At 62.8% G+C, this 11,929-nt stretch carries 10 protein-coding genes; 2 read left to right on the top strand and 8 right to left on the bottom strand.

The features are described 5' to 3' along the window. The first annotated feature begins 13 nt into the window (after window positions 1-13). The gene (locus tag AAGS40_RS16185; protein WP_345815791.1) at window positions 14-1,348 is read left to right on the top strand and encodes an MFS transporter; all 1,335 of its coding nucleotides are present in this window, start codon (window positions 14-16) and stop codon (window positions 1,346-1,348) included. A 114-nt stretch (window positions 1,349-1,462) separates the two neighbouring features. Here AAGS40_RS16185 and AAGS40_RS16180 read toward each other — a convergent pair whose 3' ends face one another. The 3 genes from AAGS40_RS16180 to AAGS40_RS16170 form a co-directional block, all read right to left on the bottom strand. Further along, a complete protein-coding gene (locus AAGS40_RS16180; RefSeq protein ID WP_345815790.1) occupies window positions 1,463-3,151 on the bottom strand; it encodes a metallophosphoesterase family protein in 1,689 nt (562 codons plus the stop codon). Window positions 3,152-3,361: 210 nt separating this feature from the next. Continuing rightward, a complete protein-coding gene (locus AAGS40_RS16175) occupies window positions 3,362-3,787 on the bottom strand; it encodes a hypothetical protein (RefSeq protein ID WP_345815789.1) in 426 nt (141 codons plus the stop codon). 1 nt (window position 3,788) lies between these two features. Continuing rightward, window positions 3,789-5,720: an EAL domain-containing protein gene (locus tag AAGS40_RS16170; RefSeq protein ID WP_345815788.1), complete on the bottom strand. Its 1,932-nt coding sequence runs from the start codon at window positions 5,718-5,720 to the stop codon at window positions 3,789-3,791. Between the two features lie 251 nt (window positions 5,721-5,971). Between AAGS40_RS16170 and AAGS40_RS16165 the strand changes: the two genes are divergently transcribed. Then, window positions 5,972-6,376 (top strand): PPC domain-containing DNA-binding protein, encoded by a 405-nt coding sequence (locus AAGS40_RS16165; protein WP_345815787.1) that lies wholly within the window; start codon window positions 5,972-5,974, stop codon window positions 6,374-6,376. A 16-nt stretch (window positions 6,377-6,392) separates the two neighbouring features. Here the strand turns inward: AAGS40_RS16165 and AAGS40_RS16160 are convergent, their stop codons facing one another. The 5 genes from AAGS40_RS16160 to AAGS40_RS16140 form a co-directional block, all read right to left on the bottom strand. Then, entirely contained in the window at window positions 6,393-7,754 is a 1,362-nt protein-coding gene (locus tag AAGS40_RS16160) for a sensor histidine kinase (RefSeq protein WP_345815786.1), read from the bottom strand. After that, a complete protein-coding gene (locus AAGS40_RS16155) occupies window positions 7,744-8,421 on the bottom strand; it encodes a response regulator transcription factor (RefSeq protein WP_345816584.1) in 678 nt (225 codons plus the stop codon). Before AAGS40_RS16155 ends, AAGS40_RS16160 begins: the two co-directional genes overlap by 11 nt. Window positions 8,422-8,441: 20 nt before the next feature. Then, on the bottom strand, window positions 8,442-9,764 hold the full coding sequence (locus tag AAGS40_RS16150; protein ID WP_345815785.1) for an MFS transporter: 1,323 nt from the start codon (window positions 9,762-9,764) through the stop codon (window positions 8,442-8,444). An 88-nt stretch (window positions 9,765-9,852) separates the two neighbouring features. Continuing rightward, window positions 9,853-10,842, bottom strand: coding sequence for a quinone oxidoreductase (locus AAGS40_RS16145; protein ID WP_345815784.1), 990 nt, complete (start codon window positions 10,840-10,842; stop codon window positions 9,853-9,855). A 62-nt stretch (window positions 10,843-10,904) separates the two neighbouring features. Beyond that, window positions 10,905-11,924 (bottom strand): ABC transporter substrate-binding protein, encoded by a 1,020-nt coding sequence (locus tag AAGS40_RS16140; protein WP_345815783.1) that lies wholly within the window; start codon window positions 11,922-11,924, stop codon window positions 10,905-10,907. Window positions 11,925-11,929: the final 5 nt, after the last annotated feature.

The following is an 11,929-nucleotide window of genomic DNA, read 5'->3' as shown; positions in this document are numbered from 1 at the left end:
AGTGGAGTGAGACATGAAACGATTACAACCTAAAGCGACCACCATGGTCCTGATCATGCTGTGTCTGATGTATTTCATCACCTACGTCGACCGGGTGAACATCAGCACTGCCGCGGGACAGTTCAAAACCGAACTTGGATTGAGCAACACGCAGCTCGGATTCGTTTTCTCGGCCTTCGCGTATCCGTACGTGATTTTCCAGTTCATCGGCGGGTGGGTCAGCGACCGCTTCGGCGCGAAGCGCACGCTGATTGCGTGCGCATTCATCTGGGCCGTCGCGACCACGCTGACCGGTCTTGCCGGCGGCTTTGCGACGCTGGTCGCGGCGCGCCTGCTGCTCGGCCTTGGTGAAGGCGCGACGTTCCCCGCTTCCACGAGCGCGATGGCGTCGTGGGTTCGCAAGGACAAACGCGGCATGGCGCAAGGCATCACGCATTCGTCCGCGCGGCTCGGCAACGCCATTGCACCCATGCTCGTGCTTGCGCTGATGACCGCGTTCGACTGGCGCTTCGCGTTCTATCTGCTTGGCGCGCTGAGCTTCGCGTGGCTCGTCCTCTGGTACGTCACGTACACCGAAAAACCCGCGGATCATCCGCGCATCACGGCGCAGGAAGTGCAGAGCCTGCCGCCTCCGCGAGTGCGGGTGGAAGAAGAACCCGGCACCTGGTTGCGACTTTATCGCCGTCTGCTGCCGGTCTCGCTAGTCTATTTCTGCTACAACTGGATTCTCTGGCTGATGCTCGACTGGATGCCGCTGTACTTCATGCACAGCTTCCATCTGAACATCAAGAAGGCGGTGATCTTCACTTCCGGCGTATTCGTTGCAGGCGTGTTCGGCGATCTGGTGGGCGGCCTCGTCAGCGACCGGCTGCTGCGGCGCACGGGCAATCTGAAACTGGCGCGCAGCTATCTGGTCGCGTTCTGCATGACGATGACGGGGCTCTCGCTGATCCCCGTCGTGCTGATTCACGACCCGATGTATTCGCTGGTCTTCCTCGCCGCCGCGATGTTCTTCAACGAAATGAATATCGGGCCGATGTGGGCAATCCCGATGGATGTCGCTTACGACCGCTCAGGCACGGCAAGCGGCATCATGAGCGGCACCGGCTTCACGGCGGCGATCGTGAGCCCGGTCGTGGCGGGTTTCCTGATCGACCGCCTCGGCAACTGGAACGTGACGTTCATGCTGTCGATCGGCGTGATGGCATGCGGCGTATTGATGACATTCATCATGAAGCCGAACGTGCCTTTTGCACCGCGCCTCAAGCATCCGGCAGCGGCGCCCGTAAGTTCTGTGGATCAGAGGGCGAAAGCGGATTCAGCGCTCTCGTTCGTCGACAAGCACTAAGCGCTTCATCGGTGCACGGGTAGCGGGTCAGCGCTTCAGGAACGCTGCAGCAGGTGCGAGCGGGAGCGGCCGGATCATTGCCGCTCTCTCTCGCGATATGCCGCCATGAGCGCGTCAACGGCGCCGCTTTTTCAGTTCGATCGTTTCGAACAGCTCGTAGTCCTGCGTGGGCGTCTGGTCCGCGCCGGGCGCGTGGTAGTAGTTCATCGTGATCGTCGTTTCGCCACCGGGGTGACCCGGATCATGGTCGAACACGGCAATGCCGTAACCCGTGCCCGTGTCGCGGCGCGCGGACCAGATTGCGTCTTCCACGGCATCGGCATTGGCGCGCACGAAAGTGCCAGCGGTCGTACCCGCCATGGGCCGATTAGGCTTCGTGAAGATACGCGCTTGCGGCAGACCCGTGCCCGCATCTTCGCCGTACACATCCAGCGGCGCGCTCGTGCCTCCGCCGCCGAGTATCAGGTGGATCGTGCCGTGGCTCGTATCGAACGTCGAGGCGCCGGCCGATATCGCCGACATGACGGGCTTCGGCTGCAACGTGTCCACAGGCCGTCCGGTTGCGATGTCCGTGCCCTTGTCGTGATTGCACCCGCGTACCGGGTAGCTGCGCTCGTAATCGTGATCGTGGCCGCACAGCACCAGATCGACACCGTAGCGGTCGAAGAGCGGCAACCACGCCTCGCGCAGCCCCTTATCCGACCCATTGCCGGTCTTCGACGAACTCAGCGCGTCCTGGTGCATCTGCACGACGATCCAGTCCACTTCGTCATCCTGCGCGGCATTGCGCAGCGTTCTTTCGAGCCAGCGTGTCTGCTCGCCGCCACTATATCCGCGCACATAGAGCGAGGTGCCCGGCTGGATCGGCGGGTTACCCGTGCTCGCCACCGGCACTAACGGCGCGGGACCCGCAACGAACGCCGCGGCGTCCTGATAGACCACGTCGTCGGCGTCGAGCGAAACGAACAGCACGGAACTCACGCGGAAGCTGTACCAGCGCCCCTGAAACCGCGTGTGATTGTCCGGCAACGTGTAGCGCAACAGATAGGAGGCGAGGCCCTGCTCGCCGTTGTGGAATTCGAGTTCGTGATTGCCAGGGCAGGGCATCCACGGCCGATTCGCGGCGGACGTCTGCGCGTTGTTGCCGAAATCGCGCCACACTTCCGGTTGATGAAGCGGGTTCAGATTGGCGTAGCACAGGTCGCCGTTCAGCAAATGAAAAAGCGGCTGAAAACGCTCCACGGCCTGCACCGCGAACCGGCTTTGCGGCGACGACAACACCCAGTTGGTATTCGGCGTCGCGAGGTCGCCATAACTCGTCCAGCGGAATGGCGCGCGACCGCGCGGCGCCGTTCGAAAACTCGCGGTAAAGGGTTGCGCCGCGTTGCTGTCGTTTTCCGCCGTCACTTCGTATTCGTAACTCGTGTCCGCTTTCAGGTCATGCAGGCGCGCATGATAAGTGAAGACGACTTCGCCGTTGATGCCATCGGTATACGTGCCTTGCACGCCGTGCACCGTGTGTTTGCCTTCGCCCGGCGTGCCGACGCGCACGTGCGGATTGACGGCCTGCGCGAGCGATGCCCACGAGATCACCACTTCGCGCGCGGGATCGTTACCCCAGGTCAGATGAATCTGTTCCGGGGTGCCGTCGGGTGTGCTGCCGGCAGCACGCACCGCCGACGAAAGCGTTCCCGCCGCCGTGGCAAAACTCGATGCGCCGGCCAACTTCAGAAATCCACGACGGGAGACGATGCTGGCGCCTTGATCGTTCGGCGCAGCCTTAACGATTTTTCTGTTCGACATGTCTGTTTTTTACCGGAGGGGGAAGGACGCCAACGCGCACGCGCAGCATATCCCGCCTCGGCGGGCACAGGTGCAGGGTTAGCGTAACGGATGCGACAGGGGATCGTAGTCGCGAGGCGATGACAGCCGGATGAAACAGATCGACGCGAGCGCCAGATCAGGCGCGTCCCACTTACATTCCAGAAAGCACATGAATTAAAAATGAAAGCTTTACGGCTCCGTGCGCGGCGGCTGCGGACTGTTGGCCGGGTTCGTGTCGAACTTCGAGACGCCAGTCACGCCATATTGCCCGACCAGCTTCAATAGTTCGGTCTCCATATGATCGGCGACTTCTTGCGCATAGACCTGCTCGCCGTTCACATAGACGGTGAACGATCTGAGGTAGCGGGCTTTCTTCTCCGGGTTCTCGATGGTGTCGCGTGTCCACTGATAGAGCGGATAGTGCTGCGTGCCGAGCCGCTCGGCTTCGCTCACGTAGTTAGCGAAGGCGTCGTACTGGCATATCAGGGTTGCGTCGTGCCTGCGCAGAATCTCACCGAGTTCCGGATGCTTCACGCCCGACGGGTCGGCCCGCAGCGCGTCTGCATATTCAGGCGACACGGAAAGGCGCAGTTGATAGAGCAGCGCAGCGTTCATTTCATTTGTCCGTTGAGGTGGCGATCACGGGCTCTTCGACCCGCGCAATATCTTCGCTACGTGCAGGTCGGCCGAGCAAAAATCCTTGCGCATAAGTGCAGCCGCACAGGCGCACGAAGTTCAGCTGTTCCTGCGTTTCGATCCCCTCCGCTGTCGTGGGAATGCCGATTTCCCGCGCCAATGCCACGATGCCGCGAACCACCGCCGCCGACTCGCGCCGATGCACCGATTCCTTCACGAACGAACTGTCGATCTTGAGCTTGTCGAACGAAAAGCGCACGAGCGTGGACATGGTCGAGAATCCCGTGCCGAAATCGTCCAGCGCGAGACCGATCCCCAACGCGCGCAATCTCGCGACATTGCGACGCGTGACGTCGTCGTCGCTCAGCAGCACCGTTTCGGTCACCTCGATATTCAAACGCGCCGGCGAAAGCCTGGACCTCCTGAGAATCACCGCCACCGTGGACGCGAAGCGTTCCTCCCGCAACTGTACCGGCGACACGTTGACGGCGACCACGACCTTGTCGCGCCACGCGGCGGCTTCCTTGCAAGCCTGCGAGAGCACCCATTCGCCGAGCGCAAGGATCAGCCCGGTGCGCTCCGCAGTAGGGATGAATGCCGATGGCGACAGTTCGCCGCGCACGGGGTGCGTCCAGCGAATCAGCGCTTCGCGTCCGGCAATGGCGCCGCTGCTCAAATCGACAATGGGTTGATATTCGAGCCGCAGGCCGCTGAACGACTTCAACGCCCCTTCAAGATCGCTTCGCAGCAAGCTCAGGCTTTCGTCGGAGACGTGCTTCTCCGTGTCGAAAATGGCGAACGCGCTCTTGCCGCTGCGTTTGACCGCGTAGAGCGCACGATCGGCACAGATCAGCAACTGCGGGCCGGTCTTCGCATGGTCGGGAAAGAGCGAGACGCCCACGCTCGCGCCAATATGCACCAGTGCATCGCTCAATACGAACGGACGGGCTAGCGTTTTGACGATGCTGTCCGCCAGCAGCCGCACGTCCCGCACCTGCCCGCTGATGCCGGAAATCGTCACGAACTCGTCGCCGGCGAGGCGCCCCACCAGATCGCCTTTGGGGAGAACTTCGCGCAGACGGACGGCGGCTTCCTGCAGGATCTGATCGCCGGCGGCATGACCGAGGCTGTCGTTGATTGCCTTGAAGCCGTCCAGATCGATCAGCAGTACCGCGAATGACGAGCCCTCGCGCAGCGCGCCAAGCTCAGTGCGTTCGAGCAGCAATTCGCTAATGCGTGCACGGTTCGGCAACCCCGTGAGGCTGTCCTCGTGAGCAAGCCGGTGACTCCTTTCACGCGCCAGCAGCAGTGCGACCGTATCGCGGTTGCTGCGCAGCGCAACGGTAAAGAAGCCGGCCGCGCAAAATGGCGCCTGGAACAGCAGCACGAGTTTGCCCGAGCCTGGTGACAGCGCCGCGCCCCACGCGAGCAGCCCAAGAATGAGCGCAATCTGCAACAGCGCGAGTCGGGGCGTGCTGGCATTGCGCCCGGCCAGTCCGCCGATCACGCCAACCGCGCATACGTTGCCAAGCAGGAAGAGCGTCTGGTCGCCGCTGATATTGGAGAGCAGCGAACCGAAGCCGAATAGCGCTGCCCATAACAGGCTGGCCAGCAGGAAAGCGGAGGTGGGGGTGGCTTGCGCGACGCTGCTGCGCCGGCAGCAAATGTGGATCAGCGCAAGCCGTGCAATGAAGAGCGCGATGACGGCGCTGCCCCAAACGGCATACAGCGCACGTGGATGTAAATAGAAGGCGGTTGCGCAAACACTTAATTCGCACACCGCTGCGAACACGATCGACGCGGTTTGCGTAAAGAGATTGGATAGCAATATTTGCCGATTCTCGGCGCTGAGGTCTTGCGCCGAAGACGCAACCCATCGAAAAAATGGTGACCTTGGTTCGCTGAAAGCCATGATCTACACATCTTTAATGGTTGGGGGGTCGAATCGCGTACGCGTCGCAATTATTGCGTAAACACAAAAGATCTGGGGTGTGTTTGATCGGCTTTTAGCGCAGGTTGCTGGTCACGAACCGCAACCCTAATGAAGACTTGTTGCGCAGCGGCTGAGTGGCTGCGTCAGCCGCTGACTCGCCAACGCTACCGAATTCGTTTTACTCTTCGACCTTTACTCCTCGACTCAATCCCCTGCTCTGGAACGTCACCATGCAAGCTCACCCGCTGCGCCTCTCTCCCGGCGACGACCTGCGCGTCGCGCTGCAGCACGCGTTAAGTGAACTCGGTTTGCAAGCCGCCTTTGTCATTCAGGGCATGGGAAGCCTCAGCGTCGCCCAACTGCGATTCGCCGGGAAAGAGGACGCAACGGAACTACGCGACGATCTGGAAATCCTCACACTCGCAGGATCGTTGTCGCCAGACGGCGTTCATCTGCATATGAGCGTTGCCGATTCGCGCGGGCAGGTACTCGGCGGACACGTTGCGCATGGCTGCGTCGTCCGGACGACGGCGGAAATTCTGTTGGGACTGCTGCCGGCATACCGATTTTCACGCGAGCATGACGACGCAACGGGCTTCCCGGAGCTGGTGATCTCGCCTGTCAGGCACGCCTGAATGTGGGAGTTGCAAATTATCTGCGGACAGGAAACGCAACCGAAACAACCAGACCTCGTCCGTTATCGCCGTCTGCGAGCAGCACGTGGGCGCGGTGCGCGCGTGCGATTTCCCGCACAATCGACAGTCCGAGACCGCTGCCCTCTTCGGTCGACGCACGGAAAAACGGCTCGAACACAACCTCGCGTAGCTCGGCGCGGATGCCCGGACCTTCATCCGCAATGGTCAGCACCACGCGCTCCTCTTCCAGCACGATATCGAGCGCAACGCGGCCGCCGGCCGGCGTATAGCGAATCGCGTTGTCGAGCAGATTGAATACCAGCACGTTCAGAAGCGGCTCGTTGCCCAGCACTTCCGCTGGGGCGTCGAAATGCGCCGACAGTTCGACGCGCCGCCGTTGCGCGAGCAACGCAAGCTGTTCGAGCGTGGCAGTGGCCACCGCGCGCAAGTCGACAGGCGCGCCTTTGAAGTCCGCATAGTCGGCCGCTTCCGCTTGTGCGAGCATCAGCAGCTGGTTGGTCAGCGTGACTAGCGAGCCGTTGCTTCGGTGCATCGCGGCCAGCGTGTCCTTCACCTGCTCCAGATCGTCCTGACGGCGCGCGACCTGCAACTGCGTGCCCAGCAACGTGAGCGGCGTGCGCAACTGATGCGCCGCGTCGGCAATGAAGCGGCGCTGCATCGAACTCTTTCTTTCGATGATATCGAGGCACTGATTGAACGCCGTGACGATGGGACGCAACTCGTTGCGCAACGGATCGGCGCGCACCCGCAGCGACACGTTCGGCACGCGCACGAGCATGTCGTTCGCGAGGCGCACCAGCGGGCGCAATTCGAAGGTGAGTCCAATGCAGACGAGCACCACCGCAATCGCCACGGTGCCCGCGAAATGCAGCATCTGCGGCTGCCACAGCGCGGCAGCAGTGGCGTCGCGTTGAAGCAGGGTGCGGCCTACCGAGACGACCACCTGTCTCGTCGTGCCGGCGTCGTACATCGGGCGGATCAGCGAGACTGCGCGGACAGGATGCCCGCTCACCGTTGCGTCGTACCAGAGCGGCGCTTCGCCGGGCACACGAGTGGGAAAATCCGACGTGCCCGCAATCGTCGCGCCGCCCACTTCGCGAATGCTGTAATACACCATGTCGCCGTATGGCGAGCTGAGGATTTCGATCGCACTTGGCGAGACTTCCGCGTGCAGTGCACCGTTTTCCCATCCGAGGTCGCCCGCCATCACGCGTGCCGAAGAAAGCAGCGCGTCGTCCTGCAACAGGCGCGCCGTGCGCTCGGCGTTCTCGCGCGAGATGAGCCCCGCCGCGATCACGTAGACAGTCATCGGCAGCAGCAGCCACAACAAAAGCCGCAGGCGCAGGCTATTCGTCATCGGCGCTGTTTTCGAGCAGGTAGCCGAGACCGCGCAGCGTAATGATCGTCGCGGTGCTCTTTTCGAGCTTCTTGCGCAGACGCGACACATAGATCTCGATTGCGTCTTCGCTGGTCGGCGCGTCCGCGTTGCTCAGAGAATCCGCGAGCAGGGTCTTCGCGACGGTTTTCTTCGCGCGCAGGATGAGGGCTTCGAGCACCGCGTGCTCGCGCGGCGTCAACGTGAGCGGCTCGCCGCCTATCGTGAACTGGCAGCGGTCCATGTCGTAGGTGAGATTGCCGCATTTCAACCGGTTCGAGCGAGACGGCGCCTGGCGCCGCGCCAGCACTTTCACACGCGCAACCAGTTCACGCGCGTCGAATGGCTTCACGATGTAGTCGTCCGCGCCCGCGCCGAAGCACACTACTTTCTCGTCCACGGCGCCTGTCGCCGTCAAAATCATCACGGGCGTCGCGTCGTCGCGCTCGCGCATGCGGCGCAATACGTTTTTGCCCGACAGTTGCGGAAGATTCAGATCGAGCAGCACGACGTCGTAGGGCGTGGCCCGCAACGCGCTTTCGGCCGACTCGCCATTGCTCACATGGTCGAGCATGAAGCCTTCGTCGCGCAGCATTCTGGCGAGCCAGTGCGCAAGCTGATCATTGTCTTCGACGAGCAGTAGCCTCATCGCATCCATCCCCAAAGCGTTCATGCGGCTTTGTACCGCTCCCGCGATTGAGGCGAACGGTACAGCACCAGCGTCGCGACCACGCCGCACAGCGCGGCGAATGCCATCCACGCGCCCGGCGAAGCCTTGTCACCCGTAGTATGAATCAACCAGGTGGCGATGGCAGGCGTGAAGCCGCCCACCATCGTCGCGAGACTGTACGCCATGGAGAACCCGGTGGTGCGCACTTCTACCGGCATCAGTTCCGTCAACGCGACGATCATCGCGCCGTTGTACCACGCATAAAGCAGCGACAACCACAGTTCGACGATCAGCAGACGGCCGAACGACGGTTGCGCGACCATCCACTGCATGGCCGGATAAGCGGTGAGAATCGCAACCACGGTGCAGACGAGCAGCACGGGCCGGCGGCCAATCCGGTCCGACACTGCGCCCGCGACCGGCAGCCAGATGAAGTTCGATATGCCCACGCAAACCGTGACGAGCAGTGAATCGAGCGACGAGAGCTTCAGCACGACCTTGCCGAACGTCGGCGTATAAGCGGTGATCAGGTAGAACGATGCGGTCGTCATGATCACGAGTCCCATGCCGGCGACGATGAGCCGTGAGTGCTGCACCATCGACCGCGCGATCTCCGCCATACCCGGACGATGACGGCGCGCGGCGAATTCATCGGTCTCGCGCAGCGAACGGCGCACGTAGAGCAGGAAAGGCACGATCAGGCAGCCGACCACGAAGGGAATGCGCCAGCCCCAGCTGTTCATGTCGGCGGCGGGAATCAGGTGGTTCAGCAGCACGCCCAGCGACGCAGCGAACACCACCGCGACCTGCTGACTCGCGGATTGCCATGAGCAGTAGAAGCCGCGATTGCCTTTGGTCGCGATTTCAGACAGATAAACGGATACGCCGCCCAGTTCCACGCCGGCGGAAAAGCCTTGCAGCAGACGCCCGAACAACACGATGGCCGGCGCAATCAGACCGATCGACGCATAGCCCGGCACGAACGCCACGCAGGCCGTACCTATCGCCATGAGCACCAGCGAGAGAATCAGCCCCTTGCGGCGGCCGTGATGGTCGATGTACGCACCGAGCACGAGCGCGCCGATCGGCCGCATCAGGAAGCCGGCGCCGAACACGGAGAGCGCGAGCATCAGCGAAGCGAATTCGTTGCCGGTCGGAAAGAACGTGCTGGCAATCGCCGCCGCGTAGTACCCGTAGACGGTGAAGTCATACATCTCGAGAAAATTGCCGCACGTCACGCGAAACACGGAGCGCACGCGCGATTCCCTGGATACGCCGGGCGCGTTGACCGCCGCCTCGTGAGCCGAAGTTGAAACTGTCATGGAGACCTCGAAAAGTGAGGGACGAACGGGTGCCCGGCGGCCGTGAAAGCCACCAGTGCTTCGTTTCGTCGACTATGAAAAGGGAGGGTCAGCCGATCATCATCACGGACTTGCCCAACTGGCGGCGTGCTTCGAGCGCTTCATGCGCTTCTTCGACGCGATCCGGCGTAAAGCGTCCGCTGATCTCGATCTTTAGCGAGCCGTCCTGCAACGCCGCGAAAATTTCGTCGGCGCGGTGCTGCACGGTGGCGGCGTCGGCGAGGTGATCGGCAAGACGCGGCCGGGTGAGAAAGAGCGAGCCGGCCTCGCCGAGTTCAATCGGATCGAGGTCGTTCAGCGAGCCGGAGACCGATCCATAATTCACGACGAGGCCGCGCGTGCGCGTGGCGCGGAAGCTGTCGCGCAACGTGGTGCGTCCCACTGCGTCGAATACGACGTCCACGCCGCGTCCGTCGGTGGCTTCGCGCACGCGGTCGGCGAACCGGCCTTCGTCGTACAGCATCACATGATCGGCGCCGTGGCCGCGCGCCACTTCCGCTTTCGCTTCATTGCTCGTCGTTGCGAATACGGTGACGCCGCGCCGTCTGGCGAGTTGCACGAGCAACTGGCCGATGCCGCCCGAGGCCGCATGCACGAGACACGTGCTGCCCGTGCCGAGACGCGCGACATCTTCGAGCAGATAGTGCGCTGTCGATCCCTGGAAGATCGCCGCTGCCGCCAGGTCGAACGCGACCGCATCCGGAATGCGAGCGACACGCGCCGCCGGCACCACCGCAAACTCGGCATACGCGCCCCACGAGATGCACCACGCCACGCGATCGCCCGTTTTCAGCGTGCTCACGCCCGGACCTGTTGCGACGACTTCGCCCGCGCCTTCCATGCCGAGCGTGCACGGCAGACGCACGGGATACGTGCGCGACGCCTTGTACTTGCCCTGCCGCGTATGGATATCCATGAAATTGATGCCCGCGCAATGCACGCGGATCAACACCTCGTCCGGACCCGGCGATGGCACGTCGATCTCGACGCGTTGCAGCACTTCGGGACCGCCGTACTGCTCGATGCGTATAGCCTTCATGTCTCGTGTTCCGTGTGGTTTCGACGAATGGTGTTGTCCACGTTGGCGCGGGCGCGTCCGTGTCAATGGACGAGGCTTGCATTGGCCTCGTCGGCAAAACTGTTCGCGTAGGTCCGCTCCAGGTCGACGTGGCGTGGCACGATCGCCGGATCGACCGCGGCGAGTGCCTTCAGCACCGTTTGCGGGGCGCCTTCCGGCATCCTGCCGTCGCGTGAAAAAGACGGCAGCGTCGCCGCAAGCGCCTCCGTGTAAAGCGCCTTGTCCGTCCCTACGAATTCAGGCGGCAACTGCGCGACGATGTCGGCTGGCGAATGCGTCGACATGTACGCGAGCGCGCGCACCAGCGCGCGCACGAGGCGCTTCGTCTCGTCAGGATGCGCGGACACCCACTTGCGTTGCGCGTAGACACACGCGCCTGCATACGGACCGCCGAGCGCCGCACGCGTGCCTTCGATCGTGCGCATGTCTACCAGCACCCGAGCGGCGCCCGAGCGCAGCAGCCGCGACGCGGTCGGCTCCTCGACCATGCCGGCGTCGATCGTGCCGTTCACCATTGCGTCGATAAAACCGTTGTCGGGGCCGAGCGCCGTGATCGAGTAGTCATTCGGCGCCGGGCTCGCCTGCTGCGCCAGATAGCGGCTCAGGAAAAACGTGGACGAGCCGAAACCGGTGACCCCGAGCTTCCGGCCGGCAATATCCGCGATGGTGCGCATCGGCTTCGCCACGCGGGTCGACGCGAGTTCCGCAAGTCCGGCTGCGCGCCCGAGCACGACGACCGCCTGAACATCCATGCCCCGGCTTTGCAGGTCGATCGTATGGTCATAGAAACCGACCGCTCCTTGAATCGCGCCCGCAATCAGTTCGGTCGCCGTATCGACGCCTGCCGGTTCGGAAAGGATCTGCACATCGAGTCCCTCGGCCCGGAAGTAACCGAGTCGCGACGCCAGCGTGACCGGCATGTAGATGATCTTGGACACGCCGCCGGTCATCAGCGTCAGCTTTTGCGCCTGCGCACCTGGCGACCCGCACAGCATCGCGCAGGTAGTCAGGGCGCACGCCAGCCAGCGGGCGAATGGTTGCATCTCGG

It is taken from the genome of Paraburkholderia sp. PREW-6R (assembly GCF_039621805.1).
Classification (GTDB): domain Bacteria; phylum Pseudomonadota; class Gammaproteobacteria; order Burkholderiales; family Burkholderiaceae; genus Paraburkholderia.
The sequence above is the reverse complement of the archived record's forward strand: the minus strand, read 5'-3'. Positions and strand labels throughout refer to the sequence as shown.

Bases quoted from the DNA above. Each gene is read 5' to 3' on its own strand.
- AAGS40_RS16185 (WP_345815791.1), top strand. From the start codon at position 14: ATGAAACGATTACAACCTAAAGCGACCACCATGGTCCTGATCATGCTG.
- AAGS40_RS16180 (WP_345815790.1), bottom strand. From the start codon at position 3,151: ATGTCGAACAGAAAAATCGTTAAGGCTGCGCCGAACGATCAAGGCGCC.
- AAGS40_RS16175 (WP_345815789.1), bottom strand. From the start codon at position 3,787: ATGAACGCTGCGCTGCTCTATCAACTGCGCCTTTCCGTGTCGCCTGAA.
- AAGS40_RS16170 (WP_345815788.1), bottom strand. From the start codon at position 5,720: ATGGCTTTCAGCGAACCAAGGTCACCATTTTTTCGATGGGTTGCGTCT.
- AAGS40_RS16165 (WP_345815787.1), top strand. From the start codon at position 5,972: ATGCAAGCTCACCCGCTGCGCCTCTCTCCCGGCGACGACCTGCGCGTC.
- AAGS40_RS16160 (WP_345815786.1), bottom strand. From the start codon at position 7,754: ATGACGAATAGCCTGCGCCTGCGGCTTTTGTTGTGGCTGCTGCTGCCG.
- AAGS40_RS16155 (WP_345816584.1), bottom strand. From the start codon at position 8,421: ATGAGGCTACTGCTCGTCGAAGACAATGATCAGCTTGCGCACTGGCTC.
- AAGS40_RS16150 (WP_345815785.1), bottom strand. From the start codon at position 9,764: ATGACAGTTTCAACTTCGGCTCACGAGGCGGCGGTCAACGCGCCCGGC.
- AAGS40_RS16145 (WP_345815784.1), bottom strand. From the start codon at position 10,842: ATGAAGGCTATACGCATCGAGCAGTACGGCGGTCCCGAAGTGCTGCAA.
- AAGS40_RS16140 (WP_345815783.1), bottom strand. From the start codon at position 11,924: ATGCAACCATTCGCCCGCTGGCTGGCGTGCGCCCTGACTACCTGCGCG.